Below are 15467 nucleotides of genomic sequence, written 5' to 3' on the forward strand. Positions count from 1 at the left end.
GAAGTCTCTCCTCGTGGGGGTTCATGGCCCCGCGGTAGTGGTCAGTGAAAAGGGCTCGAGCGATGCCAGCAGTGCCTTGACCGGCGCCGCCAGGCCGATGCTGGCGGGATCACAGGGATCGTACCAGCAGCGCGCCTCGTCCACCGAATCCAACCGGCCGATCCGCGCCGGTTGTGGGGTGATCTCGAGGCGAAAGTGGCTGAAGACATGGGTGAAGGGTGTCCAGGCCGACGCCAGCTCGCTGCCCGACGCATGGGTGGCCAGCCACGCCTCCAGCTCCTCGATATCATCGAACTGGGGCAGGCTCCAGAGCCCGCCCCACAGGCCGCTGGAGGGGCGCTGCTCGAGCAGCACGCGTCCTTCACGGTCCTGCAGCAGCAGCATGGTGGTGGTGCGAGTCGGCACGGCCTTCTTCGGCTTTGACTCGGGATAACGCCTCTCATCGCCTCGGGCGTGGGCAACACAGGCCTCCTCGAAGGGGCAGCGCTCGCAGGCCGGACGCCCGCGCCGGCAGAGGGTGGCCCCCAGGTCCATCATCGCCTGAGTGAAGTCGACCAGCCGCTCGTCGGGCGTATAGTGCTCGGCCAGGGCCCAGAGGCGGCGCTCCACCGCCGGCCGCCCCGGCCAGCCCTCTACGGCGTGCATGCGTGTCAGCACACGCTTGACATTGCCGTCGAGGATCACCGCGCGCCGCCCGGTACTCTGGGCGATGATCGCCCCGGCCGTCGAACGGCCGATGCCGGGCAGGGCCGCCATCTCCTCGAGGCTATGAACGGGAAACTCGCCGCCGTGCTCCTGGATCACCACCCGGGCGGCCTTGTGCAGGTTACGGCCCCGGGCGTAGTAGCCGAGCCCGGTCCACAGGTGCAGCACCTCGTCCTGCGCTGCCGCGGCCAGCGAGGCCACATCGGGAAATCGCGCCATGAAGCGCTCGAAGTAGGGGACCACCGTGGTCACCTGAGTCTGCTGAAGCATGATCTCGGATACCCAGACCCGGTAGGGGCTGCGATCATGCTGCCAGGGCAGGTCGTGGCGGCCGTGCTCGTCGAACCAGTCCAGCAGGCGCTGCTGGAAACTGGCGGGCGGCAGGATAGCCGGCGGAATGTCCGTCATGGGGCGCTCCCGTCACGAAGATTTCACGGCGCGAAAAAAAGCGCCGACTGGGGAAGTCGGCGCAGGGACTGGTCGTACGTGTTGCTCAATTGAAGAGACCCTTCAGGGCATCGCGAAGTTCCCCACCGGCTTTCTCGCCGAGGCGCTCGTCGAGTTTCTTCACGGCCCCCTCGAGGCGCTTCTCGACCTCCTCGCTGGCCTTCTGGGAGGCCTCATCGCGCAGCAGCCCGGCCAGGGTCCCCTGGAAAGCCTCGCGATCGAAGCGGCACCATTGCGAGCTCTCTCCCCCCAATATCCCCTGGCAGCGCACGGGCAGCGGAACGCGAGCCAGCCGCGGATTGACCTCGCAGGGCGCATTCTCGGCCTTGATCAGACTTGCCTCGGCACGCAGATCGAACTGCTCGCTCACGAGATCGATCGTGCCCTTGCCGCCAACCTCCATCCCGGGCAGCGTGACCAGCAGGTCATCACTCTGGACCTCGCCTTCATCCAGCGTCAGGGTGGCTCCGATCCGCTCGAAGCTGGTCTCGTTGGCCCACTCGCGGTCGAGGGTCTTGCCCTGCAGGCTCGCAGCCGTGGTGCACAGTTCCCGGGAGACATTGATCTCGGGGATCGCACCCTCGTCGATGCGCGTCACGAGACGGCCGCCCAGGTGGCGCCTGAGCTCCATCGGGGTGTTGCCGCGGGTGACGAGATCGCCCTCGCCGCTGAAGCGCCCTCTCAGGGGCGAGGGCTCCTGACCGAGGGCCTCGAGCAGCGACTCGAGGCGCACCCGTTCGGCCTTGGGCGAGATCTTCCAGCGTGGCGGCGTCTCGCGCAGGTCGAGGGCGCCAGCAGCGGCCAGGGCTCCCTCGTAGAAGCCTGACTCGAAACCGACCAGGCGATGGCGACCATCGCGTCCCTGGAGCGTCATGTCGACGTCCTGGAAGTCCAGCCCGGCGAGACTCAGCTGTCCCAGGACGAGATGAGCGTCGATTTCCAGAGCGGATAGCCACGCCGAGGGCACCAGCCCTTCAGAATCCTGAGCATGGGCCCGACGGATGCCCGGGAGGGACCAGCGCGAGACGGTGTCTGCGCCGACACCTGCCGGCGGCAGGTAGCCGTCCAGGTCCAGCTGATCACCCTGCAGGTCGGCGGCGATCAGGCTGCCATCGAAGCGGCCCGCCAGGCGGCCGGTGAAGGTGCCGTCATCCAGCACCAGGGTCAGGCCGGCGAACTCGAGTCGCTCGAGGTCACCGCTGACGGGGCTTGTCAGCGCCACGTCGGATAGCGCCTGGGCATTGGCCGTGGCGGGAAGCATGTCCAGGCGCGCAAGCCAGGGACGCAGCGACAGCGGCGCCAGACTCAGCTGGCCGGTATAGACCGGCGTCTCGTCGAGGCCGCTGAGGTTGAGGTTGCCGCTCAGATTCAGGGCATCCGGGCCGGTCAGCTCCAGCTCGCGCAGGCGAGCACTCTGGGCATTGAGGTCGGCATCCAGCTTGAAGGCCAGCGACAGGGGCACGGCCTTCTCACCCAGGCTCGGGTGAGCAAGACTGGCGTCGAGCTTGCCCTCGTCCAGCTGCAGGCTGCCCTCGCCGACATTCACCACCAGCCGGCCGCCCTGCAGGTTGAGTTTCTGTTCGCCCTCGAGCCCGGCGAGCCGGTTGACCGTCTTCAGGTTCAGCCCCTCAAGCACCTGCCGCCCCTCGGACAGCCCCGGGTTCACCCGGGTATCCAGGGTAACGTCGCTGACCAGCCGCGGCTCGCTCTCCTGTTCACGCCAGTCGAGGCTCTCATGGAGCGTCAGCCGGAAGGAGGACTGAAGCGGGAAGGCACTCCCGGGGTTGACGTTGCTGCCGCTGACTCCAAGGCCTTCGAAGAGCAGTTCACGACCCGCGAGGGCATCGCGGAAGCGCACCTCGCCGCCGCGGACCTGCACGTTGGCGATGTTGAGGGCCACCGATAGGCCATTGCCGAAGTCCGGATCGGGACCGGCACTGGCCGGTGCCAGGGCAGCCTCGGTCTCTGCTCCACGCTCGCCCAGCCGCTCGAGCAGCGATTCCCAGTTGCCCTGTCCCTTTTCATTACGCTCGAGATCGAGATAGAGGTCGTCGAGGGTCAGGCCGTCGACGGCGATTTCGCCACGCAGCAGCGGCGTGAAGGCGAGGCTGACCTCGGCGTGGGAGAAGGCGGCGAAGGGGGATGAGTCGTCCTGCTGATCCGGCAGGCGGGCCTCGGCCTCCTGCACGCCCACCCCCAGTCGGGGATAGAAGGACCATGAGAGGGGGCCTTCCAGCGTCAGTTCCAGGCCGCTGTGGTCACGCACGACTTCGATCAGCCGGGGCTTGAGGTCATTGGGGTCGAAGAAGGTGGTGACGTAGACCACGGCGCCGACCATCACCAGGCCGAGAACGCCGATGGCGGCGAGCAGGATGCGAAACAGGCGCTTCATTGCTTGTCTCCACGTGGTGAAAGGTCAAGCTCGAAGTAGTCGCCGTCCTTCGTGAGCCGGTAACCGAGCCGGGTGAGCAGCATCTGGTCGGCCACCGGCAGTTGGGCGTTGTCGGCATAGAGGCGGCGACCCTCGGTTTGGGCAGCCTCGCTGACCAGCGCCAGCAGCCGTGAGCCGACGCCGCGACGTCGGGTCGTCTTGCGTACGCAGAGGTTCGACAGCCACCATGCATCCTGTTCGGGTTTCACCGCCACGGCGCCCAGCAGCCGGTCGTTGAAGCGGGCGCAGCTGAACAGGTGGCCACCCTCCAGATGGACGCGGATGAAATCCTCCACGGGTAGCGGCAGGCGCTCGGCGGGAGCGTCCGCGAAGATGCGTACGAGGTCGAGTCGTATCTGGGCATCCGCTTCCCAGGCGCTCTGGTCGACCTGTTGCAAGGTCACCGGCATGCGTGGATCTCCTTGAGCCGGGGCGGCAGGTTTGCCACCACTGTAATAGCCCGCATTGTAGCGGATGGGGTAAGCGATTCACTATAATGGCAGGCTCTCGGCGTCAGGCACAGCACCCGACGCCCTTTCGCATTGCCGGCCGGTGGGCATCACCGACCCCCTCGACACGCGCCCAGGCGCTGGAGATCCGACATGTCCGAGCGTATCGCCACGGTCACCCGGAACACCCGGGAAACCCAGATCACGGTGACCATCAACCTCGACGGAGAGGGACGCCTGACCTGCGAGACCGGCGTACCCTTCCTCGACCACATGCTCGACCAGGTGGCTCGTCACGGCCTGATCGACCTCGACATCGAGGCGGTGGGCGACCTGCACATCGACGATCACCACACCGTCGAGGACCTGGGCATCACCCTGGGACAGGCCTTCCATCAGGCGATCGGCGACAAGCGCGGCGTCTGCCGCTACGGCCATGCCTGCGTGCCCCTGGACGAGGCCCTGTCGCGGGTGGTGGTGGACTTCTCCGGTCGCCCGGGGCTTTACATGGACGTGGACTTCACCCGCGCCAGCATCGGTAGCCTGGACACCCAGCTGTTCTGGGAGTTCTTCCAGGGCTTCGTCAACCATGCCCGGGTGACCCTGCACATCGATAACCTGAAGGGCTTCAACGCCCACCACCAGGCGGAAACCATCTTCAAGGCCTTCGGCCGCGCGCTGCGCATGGCCGTGGCGCCTGACCCGCGCATGGCGGGCCAGATGCCGTCCACCAAGGGCAGCCTCTGAGGCCGCCGAACGATCACACGAGGAGCGCCCCATGACCATTGCCGTCATCGACTACGGGATGGGCAACCTGCATTCCGTCGCCAAGGCACTGGAGCACGTCACTCACGAGAACGTGGTCGTGACGCGGGATGCCCGCCGCATCCGCGGCGCCACCCGCCTGGTCCTGCCCGGCCAGGGCGCCATCCGCGACTGCATGGGCGAGCTCGAGAGGACGGAGTTGCGCGGCCTTGTCGAGGAGCTGCTGGCCAGCCAGTCCAAGCCGCTGCTGGGCATCTGCGTCGGCCAGCAGATGCTGCTCGATCACAGCGAGGAGAACGGTGGCATCGGCTGCCTGGGCTTCCTGCACGGCGAGGTAAGGAAATTCCCCGCCGACATGCGCGATGACCGGGGCAACCGCCAGAAGGTGCCCCACATGGGCTGGAACCTGGTGCACCAGCACCATGATCACCCCCTCTGGACGGGCATCGACCAGGACGAGCACTTCTATTTCGTCCACAGCTACTACGTCGAGGCCGCCGACGATGCCACGGTGTTCGGCACCACCGAGTACGGTCGGGTGACAGCCCACGTGGCCATCGGCCGCGACGCCACCTTCGCCGTTCAGTTCCATCCGGAGAAGAGCTCCCGGGCCGGCCTCAAGCTGCTGGATAACTTCGTTCAATGGGCGCCCTGAGCGGCGCCCAACAAGGACACTGACATGCTGGTAATTCCCGCCATTGACCTCAAGGACGGCAAGTGCGTCCGCCTCAAGCAGGGGCGCATGGACGACGCCACCACCTACGGCGATGACCCGGTGGCCATGGCCGCCCGCTGGGTCGAGGCCGGTGCCCGCCGCCTGCACCTGGTCGACCTCAACGGTGCCTTCGAGGGCACGCCGGTCAACGGCGAGGCGGTCACCGCCATCGCCCGGGCCTTTCCGACGCTGCCGATCCAGATCGGTGGCGGCATCCGCAGCGCCGCGACCATCGAGCACTACCTCGAGGCCGGGGTCTCCTACGTGATCATCGGCACCAAGGCGGTCAAGGAGCCGGACTTCGTCGGCGAGATGTGCCGTGCCTTCCCCGGTCACGTGATCGTCGGCCTGGACGCCCGGGACGGCTTCGTCGCCACCGACGGCTGGGCCGAGGTCTCCACGGTGAAGGCCACCGACCTGGCGAAGCGCTTCGCCGACGACGGCGTCTCCAGCATCGTCTACACCGACATCGCCCGCGACGGCATGATGTCCGGAGTCAATGTGGAGGCCACCGCGGCGCTCGCCCGAGAAGGCGGGCTGCCGGTGATCGCCTCCGGCGGGGTGACCAATCTCGACGACCTGCGCGCCCTGATCGATGCCGGTGAACCCGGCATCCTGGGCGCCATCACCGGCCGAGCCATCTACGAGGGCAGCCTCGACGTGGCCGAGGGCCAGCGGCTGTGTGACGAACTCAGCCAGAAGGGGAGCTGATCCATGGGACTCGCCAAACGCATCATCCCGTGCCTGGACGTCGATGCCGGCCGAGTGGTCAAGGGCGTCAACTTCATCGGCATCCGCGACGCCGGCGACCCGGTGGAGATCGCCCAGCGCTACAACCAGCAGGGCGCCGACGAGATCACCTTCCTAGACATCACGGCCAGCCATGAGGATCGCGACACCACGGTGGAAATGGTCGAGCGCATCGCCGGAGAGGTGTTCATCCCGCTCACCGTGGGCGGCGGCATCCGCACCTGCGACGACATCCGCACCATGCTCAATGTCGGTGCCGACAAGGTGTCCATCAACACCGCCGCGGTGACCAACCCCGACTTCGTGTACGAGGCCTCCGAGCGCTTCGGGAGCCAGTGCATCGTGGTGGCCATCGATGCCAAGAAGGTCTCCCAGGAGGGCGAGCCCGACCGCTGGGAGATATTCACCCACGGCGGACGCCGCCCCACCGGCCTGGATGCCGTGGCGTGGGCGAAGAAGATGGTGGATTACGGGGCCGGAGAGCTGCTGCTGACCAGCATGGACCGCGACGGCACCAAGATCGGCTTCGACCTGGGCGTGACCCGGGCCATTGCCGATGCCGTGAGCGTCCCGGTGATTGCCTCCGGCGGCGTCGGCAACCTCGACCACCTGGTCGATGGCGTCATCGACGGCGGCGCCGACGCGGTGCTGGCGGCCAGCATCTTCCACTTCGGCGAGTACACCATCCCCGAGGCCAAGCGCTACATGGCCAAGCACGGCATCGAGATGAGGCTCTGAGCCGGTGATGATGCCGGCTCAGCGCCAAGCTCACCGCGGGGGCGATGGTCAATGTCGGGGGACGCTTCTAGGCCATTGCTGAAGCGCCCTAGTCCAGGGACAGCCCCAGATTGCTCACCCCCTCGTTGCGTCCCAGGCGGCGCAGCGCCTTTAAGGCCTCGCGATCCAGCGGTCCCGCCTCCACGGCCTCGAGCACCGCATCCTGGAAATCGTTCTCGTCCGCAATCAGGGGATGGTCTCGAATCAGGGATGCGAGCCTCTCGGCATCCTCCTCGCCCTCGGTGAGCTCGATATAGGCCCGCACCCCGCTGCGCGAGGCCCGACTTACCTCCAGAACTGCCTCCGATGCGTCGCCGCGCAGGGTGTCGAGTATCGCCGAGAGGGCCACCACCGCCTCCAGCGCCCGCCGCGCGCCGAAGCTGTCATCGGCGGCGGGGGGCTCCAGCTCGGCCAGCTTGTCGGCCTGGCGATCGAAGTCGATGCGCGCCTCCTTGACCGCCAGCTGCTCCCAGACCAGATCGAGGATAACCCTCAGGCCGTGAGGATCCCCCTGACCGGTGGCCTCGTCATGGGGGGTCTGACAGTAAAAGACATAGTTGGGCAACAGGCGCTCGCACAGGGCCGCCATGAAGGCCTGTTGGCGGCGCGGGGCGAGCTGCTGAAGGCGTTGGAAGAAGCCGCTCATGGAGTCTCCTCGGGATTCGGGTTGTCTCAGGGCCAGAGGCGCTCTTTAGCCACTCGCCCCCGGGTATCGAACAGCACGCCCTCGGCCACCAGGCGCCGGCGCTGCTCGTCGGCACCGCCATGATCGGCCAGCTTGCGCGAGGCGGTGATCACCCGGAACCAGGGAAGGCCATGGCCGGCGGGGAGCTCGCGCAGGGCCCGGGCCACCAGGCGCGGCGTCGCGCCGTCAGTCATCGCGGCGATGCGCCCGTAAGTCGTCACCCGGCCCACGGGAACCTCGGCCAGGATGGTCAGTATCTGTTCCCTCAGGTCGGGCTTCATGTACCCTTGCGCTCCGTCCAGTCAGTCACCCCTGCATTCCCACCATGGCGAGGCTCGCATGCATGTTCACCTTCTCCAGCACAGCCCCCACCAGGGACCGGCCCGGATCGCCGACTGGCTCGCCAGCATGGGCCATAGCCACACCGTCTTCCACCTCGACGAGGGCGAGCTGCCACCCCGGCTGGCCGACGGCGATGCGCTGATCGTGCTCGACGGCCCCGAGGGCAGCGCCGACGGCGCGCACCCCTGGCTCAAGGCCGAGCGCAAGCTCATCGCGCAGGCGCTGGACGGCAACAAGCCGTTGCTGGGCATCGGTTACGGTGCCCGGCTGATCGCCGAGGCCCTCGGCGCGATCGTGGCCCGCGGCACGCTGGCCGAGACCGGCTGGCACCGGGTGGATCTCGCCCCGCTGAGCCCCGTAGACCTGCCCGAGGACTTCGAGGCCTTCATGTGGCACCGCGAGGTCTTCGCCCTGCCCGACTATGCCCTCGCGCTGGGCCGCAGCGCGGCGAGCCCCCTGCAGGGCTTCACCTGGGACGATGGACGGGTGGTGGCCCTGCTCTGCCACCTGGAGGCCACCGCCGCAAGCGTCACCGAACTGCTCGATCACCAGCCACCTCCCGAAGGCAGCGAGACCAGCCCCCATGCCCAGGACCGCGCGGCCATGCTCGATGACCCGAAGCGCTTCGACCGGCTGGCCCCGCTGCTCGACCGGCTGCTGTCGCAGTGGCTGCGCCGCGCCGAGGCCTGAGTCTCAGGCCGGCTGGTGCGCCTGCCGGCCTTCCTGGCGGGCCTCGGCCGACCACTCCCGGGCGACCTCCAGGCAGCTATCCCAGTCGCCCACATGCAGGAAGTGGCGTTCCGGGTGCTTCTCCAGCTGGTGACGATAGAGCGGGTCGTAGTATTCGGTGAGCAGCGGAGCCAGCCAGGCCTCGTGGGCGCTGGTATTGCCGCGCTCGTGCTCGCGGAAGGCCAGCGCCTGGAGGCGCTGCAGGCGCGCCAGTCGCGCCTGACCCAGGCGCTTGCGCAGCCGCCCAAGGGCGGTGGCGAGCTGCTTGCGCATCAGCGCCCAGCCCAGCCAGTCGCCGAACTGCTGGCGATGTACCTCCCAGAGGTCATCGATGTAGTCCTTGCGGATCTGCTCCAGACGCCAGTCCAGGGGCATCTCGATGCGGATGCGCGGTGCCTGGACCATGCCCTCCCAGAAGGTCAGCGGAATGTTGGCCGCCCCGATGCGCCGGGATTCGTCCTCCAGCACCAACGGCCCGGCAAGGTCCAGCAGGCGCAGCCCCATGGCGTGCTCGAAGTCGATCTGGCTGGGTGCCGGCAGCGGATGGCGACCGAAAGCCGAGCCCTTGTGGCGGGCACACCCCTCCAGATCCAGGCCGTTCTCCAGTGCGAGGATCAGCGGCGTCTTGGCACAGCCGGTGAGGCCACCCACTATCAGCATCGGTTGCTCGGCCGCCGCATCGATGCGCGCGCAGAGGGCCTGGCGCATCGCCTTCCAGCCCCCGCGGATGCGCGGGCGCGTCAGCCCGGCATCCGCCAGCCACTGCTGGGCGGTCCGGGAGCGCAGCCCGCCGCGGAAGCAGTAGATGATGGCGTCGGGATGGGCCTCGAGCAGCCGCTGCCAGGCGGCGACCCGGGACGCCTTGAGGCCGCCGTTGACCAGCCGCTCGCCCAGGGCAATGGCCGCGCCCTGGCCATGCTCGTTGTACTCGATGCCGACGAGATGACGCTCGCGGTCATCCATAAGCGGCAGGTTGACGGCACCGGGCAGCGCCCCGTGGGCGAACTCCACGGGCGCCCGCACATCGATCAGCACGCGCCCTTCCTTGAGGAGTTCGAGATCCGGCTCGACCAGCGGCAGGCTCATCCGCGCACCTCGATCAGCGCCGGTCCGCTGGCCTTGATGACCTCACCGAAGGGAGTAAGCTCGATGCCGTGGTCTCGGCCGATGCGCTCCACGTCGTCCTCCCAGGAGGGGTGTACCGAAAGCAGCAGACCGCCGGAGGTCTGCGGGTCACACAGCCACTGCCAATGGGCCTCGTCCATTCGGGGCAGGCGGGTCCCCAGAGCCTCGCGATTGCGCTGGGTGCCGCCCGGCACTGCACCCTTGCGGCGGTAGGACTCGGCCTCGGCGAGCCTTGGCAGGCGCCGGAAGTCGATCCGGGCGGCGACGTCGCTGGCCGTGCAGATCTCGGCGAGATGGCCGGCCAGACCGAAGCCGGTGACGTCGGTCATGGCATGCACGCCCTTGACCTTGGCCAGTTCCATGCCGATCGCATTGGACTTGAGCATGGTCGAGCGCGCCAGTTCCTGGTGGCCGGCCTCCAGCAGCCCCTGCTTCTCTGCGGTGGTGAGCAGGCCCACCCCCAGCGGCTTGGTCAGAAACAGCAGGTCACCCGGCTTCGCGCCCTTGTTGAGCTTGAGGTGCTCGAGGTCGACGAGGCCGTTGACCGACAGGCCGAAGATCGGCTCGGAGGCATCGATGGAGTGTCCGCCGGCCAGCGCCAGGCCCAGCTCGCGGCACACCGCCTGGGCCCCGGCCACCACGTCGCCGGCGATGTCTGCGCCGAGCTTGTCCAGCGGCCAGCCGAGGATGCCCAGCGCCAGGACCGGCTTGCCGCCCATGGCATAGACATCACTGATGGCATTGGTGGCGGCGATGCGGCCGAAGTCGAAGGGGTCGTCGACGATGGGCATGAAGAAGTCGGTGGTGGCGATCATGCCACGACCGTCGCCCAGGTCGTAGACTGCGGCGTCCTCACTACCCTGATTGCCGACGATCAGCCGAGAATGGTTGGCACCGGGGCCCGCCTTGGCGAGGATCCGGTCGAGCACGTCGGGGGCGATCTTGCATCCGCAGCCGGCGCCGTGGCTGTACTGGGTCAGGCGGATGGCGCTCATCTCGTTCTCCTTGGCATTCGTTCCACCGCATTCTACATCAGAGTGCCCGGCCTAGAGGGCGTCGAGGGCCTCCGCGAGCTTGTCCACGGCGACCACTTCCATGCCCTCGGGACTGCGCTTGGGGGCGTTGCCACGGGGCACGATGGCACGCTTGAAGCCATGCTTGGCCGCCTCGACGATGCGCTCCTGGCCGCTTGGCACAGGCCGGATCTCGCCGGAGAGGCCGACTTCGCCGAACACCACCAGCTCCCGAGGCAGCGGCCGGTTCTGCAGGCTGGAGACCACCGCCAGCAACACGGCCAGGTCGGCACTGGTTTCCAGCACCTTGACCCCGCCGACCACGTTGAGGAAGACGTCCTGGTCGCCGGTGAAGAGCCCGCCGTGCCGATGCAGCACCGCCAGCAGCATGGCCAGTCGATTCTGGTCCAGCCCCACGGCGACCCGCCGCGGATTGCCAAGCGCCGACTCGTCGAGCAGCGCCTGCACTTCCACCAGGATCGGCCGGGTGCCTTCCCAGACCACCATCACCAGGCTGCCGGCACTCTGCTCCTCGTTGCGCGAGAGGAAGATGGCACTGGGGTTCTTCACCTCCTTGAGGCCATGCTCGAGCATGGCGAAGACGCCCAGCTCATTGACCGCGCCGAAACGGTTCTTCTGGCCCCGCAGGGTTCGGAAGCGCGAGTCGGCGCCGCCCTCAAGCAGCAGCGAGGCATCGATCATGTGCTCGAGCACCTTGGGACCGGCCAGGCTGCCGTCCTTGGTGACGTGGCCGACCAGCAGCAGCACGGTGTTGGATTGCTTGGCGAAACGGGTCAGCACGGCGGCTGACTCGCGCACCTGGGCCACTCCGCCCGGAGCAGAGGCGATATCATCCAGATGCATGGTCTGAATGGAGTCAATCACGAGAATGTCGGGGGTCTCGCGCTCGGCCACGGCAAGGATGGTCTCGACGCTGGTCTCGGCGAGCATCTTCAACCCCTGGGAGGGAAGCTGCAGGCGGTGGGCCCGCATCGCGACCTGGGAGAGCGACTCCTCGCCGGTGACATAGACCACCCTGCGGCCCTGGGCCAGCTTGCAGGCGGTCTGAAGCAGCAGGGTCGACTTTCCGGCACCGGGGTGGCCGCCGAGCAGCACCGCGGAGCCGGGCACGAGGCCGCCACCCAGCACCCGATCGAACTCCTCGAAGGTCGAGGAAAGCCTGGGGACCTCGCTCAGATCGACGCTGCCCAGGTCGACCACCTCGCGGGACAGGCTGCCGGCATAACCCCCACGCCCGGTGCTACCGCTCGCAACGGTGCCTGCCCCGGCACCGGGCCGCGTGGGAGCCAGGCGCACCTCGCTAAGGGTGTTCCACTCCTGGCAACTGGTGCATTGCCCCTGCCACTTGCGGTAGTCGGCACCGCACTCGGTGCAGACGAAGGCGCTCTTCACTTTGGCCATGGGGCACTCTCTCGATCGATGGCGGGGCCTGTGGATGACGGGAGCCTGTTTACGAAGGCCATGTTTCGAAGGCTATTTTTCGAAGGTCACGGTTCGAAGGTCATGTTTCGAAGTTCACATTCTAGCAGCCGCGTGCTGCCCCCAAGGGCCTGTCAGAGATGGCAAGGCCCGCAACGGCAAGGGGCGGCCCTCAGGCCGCCCCCCAGTTGCTCGCTCCTGTGCTCAGAGGCGCTTGAGCTGCAGCATCTCGCTGTTTTGGAAACGGCGCAGGTTGGGATCGATCAGTTCCAGTGTCTGGGGATCGACACGCAGGAAGTAGTAGGTCTGTCCATCGCCGTCGGGGGCCAGCTCATAGACAGTGGCGGCGGGGTCCTGCTCGGTCCCCTGGAGGACTTCCCAGTTGCCGGCGTAGTTCTCGTCCGGCGGATTCTGGGGGTGAGCCCGATAGGAGGCCTTGAGCTCGAAGGTCCGATCAGCGACGACGTCCTGCTCCTCGCCGTTCAGGGTCACGTTCAGATCGATGCCATCGCAGTTGCGGCATGGCAGGGTTCCCTGATACGTCACCGTGGTCGCTTCCATCTCGGGAGCGGCGGCCTGTTCGGTCGGGCCAGCGGCACAGCCGGCCAACAGGGCGGCCAGGGCAGAGCCGGCCAGCAAGGTCCTGATTTGCATTTCATACTCCTAACTAATGGGCGTGACGCCGTGATGCACGGCAGCCTGCATCACAGCATAACCTCTCATGTGCTCACCGGACAGTTTCGCCTTGGCACCGCGTTGCTCAGACCGGCGAATATACATGGGTGAAGATCAGCACCAGCACCAGCGGCATGACCACCAGGCTGCCCAGGTTGCCGATAAGCACCAGGGAGGCCACCTTGTGAGGCTCCTGTCGATACTGTTCGGCCACCAGATAGTTCAACACGGCCGGCGGCAGGGCCGCGAAGACCCAAAGGGCCGCCGCCTGCAGCCCCGACAGGTCGAGCCACCAGATCAGCGGCATCGCGAGCACCAGCCCCGAGAGTGGACAGAGTACCGCGCCGAGGATGCCCGTCCTCCAATCGCCGAAGTCGATGTCCAGCATGCGCACCCCAAGGGCGAAGAGCATCAGCGGGATACAGACCCCACCCAGCATGTGCAGTGCCTCGAGGCTCCAGCCCGGTAGGGGCAGCCCTCCCAGGTTGACCGCCAGGCCGGCCAGACTCGCCAGCACGATGGGCATGCGCAGCAGCCGCCACAACGGGGTGTGCGGGCTCAGCATGTAGAGCCCTACCGAGAAGTGCAGCAGCATCTCGACGATGAACAGCACCACTGCGGCCGGCAGCGCCTGGTCACCGAAGGCAAGCACGAGCAGCGGAATGCCCATGTTGCCCGAGTTGTTGAACATCATCGGCGGCAGGAAGGTCTTCACCTCGAGCTTCAGCCATTTCGCCACCGGCCAGAGCACCAGTCCCGAGCCCAGCACCACCACGGCTCCCGCCAACGCCAGGTTGGCATATTCCGCCAACGGTGCCTGGCGGTCGGCCAGCACGGCAAACACCAGCATGGGCACGAAAAGCTCCATGTTAAGGGTGTTCAGCCCGCGAATGTCCGGCGTGCGAAAACGGCCGTAGAGGGTACCGCAGCCGGCGATCAGGAAGACGGGCAGCAGGGTGGCGATGATCTGGGCGGTCATTGCATGGATCCGTAAGCAGCGAATGATCGAAAGGAAGCCCGAGACTATCATGGTCACGGCTTGCGCGGTCAGATCGGTCGGGTCACCATGAGCCCAGTCCAACCCCCCAAGCGAGAGACCATGAGCAAGTTCTGGAGCCCCGCGATTCGCGAGTTGACACCCTATGTTCCGGGTGAGCAGCCCCGCGAGCGTCTGATCAAGCTGAACACCAACGAGAACCCCTACCCGCCGGCCCCCGCGGTCGAGGCAGCACTGCGCGACTTCCCCGCCGACCACCTGCGGCGCTATCCGGAACCGACCTCCCTCGCCCTGCGCGAGGCCCTGGCCGAGGAGCTAGGGGTGGAAACGGAGCAGGTGTTCGTCGGCAACGGCTCCGACGAGGTCCTCGCCCTGGCCTTCCAGGCCTTCTTCCGCCAGGAGCGGCCGCTAGAGATGCCGGCCATCTCCTACAGCTTCTATCCGGTCTATTGCCGGCTCTATGGAGTCGATCGCCGCACCCACCCGCTGGACGACCAGTGGCGCGTCGACCTCGACGCCTTCGGCCACGACACCGGCGGCGTGATCTTCGCCAACCCCAACGCCCCTACCGGCCATGGCCATGGTCGGGAGGCCATCGCCGGCCTGCTCGAGCGGGTCACCGAATCGGTCGTTCTGGTCGACGAAGCCTACGTGGACTTCGGCGGCGAGAGTTCGGTGCCACTGGTCGAGCGCTTCCCCAACCTGCTGGTCACCGGCACCTTCTCCAAGTCGCGCAGTCTCGCCGGCCTGCGCCTGGGCTACGCCGTGGGCTCCCGGGAGCTGATCGAGGGCCTGGAGCGGGTCAAGGATTCCTTCAATTCCTACCCCGTCGACAGCCTGGCAAGCGCCCTGGGTATCGCATCATTGAGCGATCGCGGGCACTTCGACGCCTGCCGTGAGGCAGTCATCACCACCCGCGAGCGCACCCGGATACGCCTCGAGGCCCTCGGGTTCAAGGTGCTTCCCTCGCAGGCCAACTTCGTGCTTGTCACCCACCCCGAGCTCGACGCCGCCCAGCTCTTCGTGGGCCTGCGTGAGCGCGGCGTGCTGGTGCGCCACTTCAACACCGACGTGCTGCGCGACCACCTGAGAATCTCTATCGGTACCGATGACGAGATGGAAAGCCTCATCGAGGCCCTGGAGACCCAGTTCCGCTAGCGCCGCCCATGGATCGCCATCGCGAACGGCTTCCTCAGTCCAGGGGACATCATGTGGCGCTGATCACGGCCGACTGGCCCTTCCGAGGTCCAGACATGAAAAAACCCCGAGTTCAGTGAACTCGGGGTTTTCTCGGAATAAGTGCCTGACGATGACCTACTCTCGCATGGGGAGACCCCACACTACCATCGGCGCTGAGCGGTTTCACTGCTGAGTTCGGCAAGGGATCAGGTGGTTCCCGCACGCTATGGTCGTCAGGCGAAA

16 protein-coding genes and 1 rRNA gene are annotated in these 15467 nt (G+C 67.1%); 6 read left to right on the plus strand and 11 right to left on the minus strand.

Annotated elements, in window-relative coordinates; genetic code table 11:
• Window positions 1–21: 21 nt before the first annotated feature.
• The 3 genes from mutY to ABE960_RS03095 form a co-directional block, all read right to left on the minus strand.
• A complete protein-coding gene (gene mutY, locus ABE960_RS03085) occupies window positions 22–1113 on the minus strand; it encodes an A/G-specific adenine glycosylase (protein WP_349760759.1) in 1092 nt (363 codons plus the stop codon).
• An 85-nt stretch (window positions 1114–1198) separates the two neighbouring features.
• Window positions 1199–3544, minus strand: coding sequence for an AsmA family protein (locus tag ABE960_RS03090; RefSeq protein ID WP_349760760.1), 2346 nt, complete (start codon window positions 3542–3544; stop codon window positions 1199–1201).
• Window positions 3541–3993, minus strand: coding sequence for an acetyl-CoA sensor PanZ family protein (locus ABE960_RS03095; RefSeq protein WP_349760761.1), 453 nt, complete (start codon window positions 3991–3993; stop codon window positions 3541–3543). Before ABE960_RS03095 ends, ABE960_RS03090 begins: the two co-directional genes overlap by 4 nt.
• Before the next feature lie 192 nt (window positions 3994–4185).
• Between ABE960_RS03095 and hisB the strand changes: the two genes are divergently transcribed.
• Genes hisB through hisF form a run of 4 tightly spaced genes read left to right on the plus strand, consistent with a single transcriptional unit; the run spans window position 4186 to window position 7000 of the window.
• Window positions 4186–4779 (plus strand): imidazoleglycerol-phosphate dehydratase HisB, encoded by a 594-nt coding sequence (gene hisB / locus ABE960_RS03100; protein WP_349760762.1) that lies wholly within the window; start codon window positions 4186–4188, stop codon window positions 4777–4779.
• A 31-nt stretch (window positions 4780–4810) separates the two neighbouring features.
• Window positions 4811–5452 (plus strand): imidazole glycerol phosphate synthase subunit HisH, encoded by a 642-nt coding sequence (gene hisH, locus ABE960_RS03105; protein ID WP_349760763.1) that lies wholly within the window; start codon window positions 4811–4813, stop codon window positions 5450–5452.
• A 24-nt stretch (window positions 5453–5476) separates the two neighbouring features.
• The gene (gene hisA, locus ABE960_RS03110; protein ID WP_349760764.1) at window positions 5477–6223 is read left to right on the plus strand and encodes a 1-(5-phosphoribosyl)-5-[(5-phosphoribosylamino)methylideneamino]imidazole-4-carboxamide isomerase; all 747 of its coding nucleotides are present in this window, start codon (window positions 5477–5479) and stop codon (window positions 6221–6223) included.
• Window positions 6224–6226: 3 nt separating this feature from the next.
• Entirely contained in the window at window positions 6227–7000 is a 774-nt protein-coding gene (gene hisF, locus ABE960_RS03115; protein ID WP_349760765.1) for an imidazole glycerol phosphate synthase subunit HisF, read from the plus strand.
• An 88-nt stretch (window positions 7001–7088) separates the two neighbouring features.
• Here the strand turns inward: hisF and ABE960_RS03120 are convergent, their stop codons facing one another.
• Both ABE960_RS03120 and ABE960_RS03125 read right to left on the minus strand, forming a co-directional pair.
• Window positions 7089–7685: a YjaG family protein gene (locus ABE960_RS03120; protein WP_349760766.1), complete on the minus strand. Its 597-nt coding sequence runs from the start codon at window positions 7683–7685 to the stop codon at window positions 7089–7091.
• A 26-nt stretch (window positions 7686–7711) separates the two neighbouring features.
• On the minus strand, window positions 7712–8005 hold the full coding sequence (locus ABE960_RS03125; protein WP_349760767.1) for an MGMT family protein: 294 nt from the start codon (window positions 8003–8005) through the stop codon (window positions 7712–7714).
• Between the two features lie 58 nt (window positions 8006–8063).
• Between ABE960_RS03125 and ABE960_RS03130 the strand changes: the two genes are divergently transcribed.
• Complete coding sequence (locus ABE960_RS03130) at window positions 8064–8756, plus strand: type 1 glutamine amidotransferase (protein WP_349760768.1); 693 nt, start codon at window positions 8064–8066, stop codon at window positions 8754–8756.
• A gap of 3 nt (window positions 8757–8759) precedes the next feature.
• On the opposite strand, the gene mnmH is transcribed toward ABE960_RS03130, so the two are convergent.
• From mnmH to ABE960_RS03155, 5 genes are all read right to left on the minus strand, one after another.
• Window positions 8760–9881, minus strand: coding sequence for a tRNA 2-selenouridine(34) synthase MnmH (gene mnmH, locus ABE960_RS03135; protein ID WP_349760769.1), 1122 nt, complete (start codon window positions 9879–9881; stop codon window positions 8760–8762).
• Window positions 9878–10915, minus strand: coding sequence for a selenide, water dikinase SelD (selD, locus tag ABE960_RS03140; RefSeq protein ID WP_349760770.1), 1038 nt, complete (start codon window positions 10913–10915; stop codon window positions 9878–9880). The genes mnmH and selD overlap by 4 nt, the downstream gene beginning before the upstream one ends.
• A 51-nt stretch (window positions 10916–10966) precedes the next feature.
• Window positions 10967–12355, minus strand: coding sequence for a DNA repair protein RadA (gene radA, locus ABE960_RS03145; RefSeq protein ID WP_349760771.1), 1389 nt, complete (start codon window positions 12353–12355; stop codon window positions 10967–10969).
• A 222-nt stretch (window positions 12356–12577) separates the two neighbouring features.
• Window positions 12578–13027, minus strand: a complete 450-nt coding sequence (locus ABE960_RS03150) for a copper resistance protein NlpE N-terminal domain-containing protein (RefSeq protein WP_349760772.1) — start codon at window positions 13025–13027, stop codon at window positions 12578–12580.
• Window positions 13028–13133: 106 nt separating this feature from the next.
• Window positions 13134–14027 (minus strand): AEC family transporter, encoded by an 894-nt coding sequence (locus ABE960_RS03155; RefSeq protein ID WP_349760773.1) that lies wholly within the window; start codon window positions 14025–14027, stop codon window positions 13134–13136.
• A 120-nt stretch (window positions 14028–14147) separates the two neighbouring features.
• Between ABE960_RS03155 and hisC the strand changes: the two genes are divergently transcribed.
• A complete protein-coding gene (gene hisC / locus ABE960_RS03160; protein ID WP_349760774.1) occupies window positions 14148–15203 on the plus strand; it encodes a histidinol-phosphate transaminase in 1056 nt (351 codons plus the stop codon).
• 143 nt (window positions 15204–15346) lie between these two features.
• Here hisC and rrf read toward each other — a convergent pair.
• Window positions 15347–15462: ribosomal RNA gene (gene rrf, locus ABE960_RS03165) — 5S ribosomal RNA — on the minus strand.
• Window positions 15463–15467: the final 5 nt, after the last annotated feature.

The organism is Halomonas aquatica (assembly GCF_040196335.1).
Classification (GTDB): Bacteria; Pseudomonadota; Gammaproteobacteria; order Pseudomonadales; family Halomonadaceae; genus Halomonas; species Halomonas aquatica.

What these genes read in the sequence shown, in the direction of transcription:
- ABE960_RS03155 (WP_349760773.1), bottom strand. Translation starts at nt 14,027, where the DNA reads ATGACCGCCCAGATCATCGCCACCCTGCTGCCCGTCTTCCTGATCGCC.
- mutY (WP_349760759.1), bottom strand. Translation starts at nt 1,113, where the DNA reads ATGACGGACATTCCGCCGGCTATCCTGCCGCCCGCCAGTTTCCAGCAG.
- ABE960_RS03150 (WP_349760772.1), bottom strand. Translation starts at nt 13,027, where the DNA reads ATGCAAATCAGGACCTTGCTGGCCGGCTCTGCCCTGGCCGCCCTGTTG.
- ABE960_RS03095 (WP_349760761.1), bottom strand. Translation starts at nt 3,993, where the DNA reads ATGCCGGTGACCTTGCAACAGGTCGACCAGAGCGCCTGGGAAGCGGAT.
- radA (WP_349760771.1), bottom strand. Translation starts at nt 12,355, where the DNA reads ATGGCCAAAGTGAAGAGCGCCTTCGTCTGCACCGAGTGCGGTGCCGAC.
- hisA (WP_349760764.1), top strand. Translation starts at nt 5,477, where the DNA reads ATGCTGGTAATTCCCGCCATTGACCTCAAGGACGGCAAGTGCGTCCGC.
- ABE960_RS03090 (WP_349760760.1), bottom strand. Translation starts at nt 3,544, where the DNA reads ATGAAGCGCCTGTTTCGCATCCTGCTCGCCGCCATCGGCGTTCTCGGC.
- hisC (WP_349760774.1), top strand. Translation starts at nt 14,148, where the DNA reads ATGAGCAAGTTCTGGAGCCCCGCGATTCGCGAGTTGACACCCTATGTT.
- ABE960_RS03120 (WP_349760766.1), bottom strand. Translation starts at nt 7,685, where the DNA reads ATGAGCGGCTTCTTCCAACGCCTTCAGCAGCTCGCCCCGCGCCGCCAA.
- selD (WP_349760770.1), bottom strand. Translation starts at nt 10,915, where the DNA reads ATGAGCGCCATCCGCCTGACCCAGTACAGCCACGGCGCCGGCTGCGGA.
- hisF (WP_349760765.1), top strand. Translation starts at nt 6,227, where the DNA reads ATGGGACTCGCCAAACGCATCATCCCGTGCCTGGACGTCGATGCCGGC.
- hisB (WP_349760762.1), top strand. Translation starts at nt 4,186, where the DNA reads ATGTCCGAGCGTATCGCCACGGTCACCCGGAACACCCGGGAAACCCAG.
- ABE960_RS03130 (WP_349760768.1), top strand. Translation starts at nt 8,064, where the DNA reads ATGCATGTTCACCTTCTCCAGCACAGCCCCCACCAGGGACCGGCCCGG.
- mnmH (WP_349760769.1), bottom strand. Translation starts at nt 9,881, where the DNA reads ATGAGCCTGCCGCTGGTCGAGCCGGATCTCGAACTCCTCAAGGAAGGG.
- ABE960_RS03125 (WP_349760767.1), bottom strand. Translation starts at nt 8,005, where the DNA reads ATGAAGCCCGACCTGAGGGAACAGATACTGACCATCCTGGCCGAGGTT.
- hisH (WP_349760763.1), top strand. Translation starts at nt 4,811, where the DNA reads ATGACCATTGCCGTCATCGACTACGGGATGGGCAACCTGCATTCCGTC.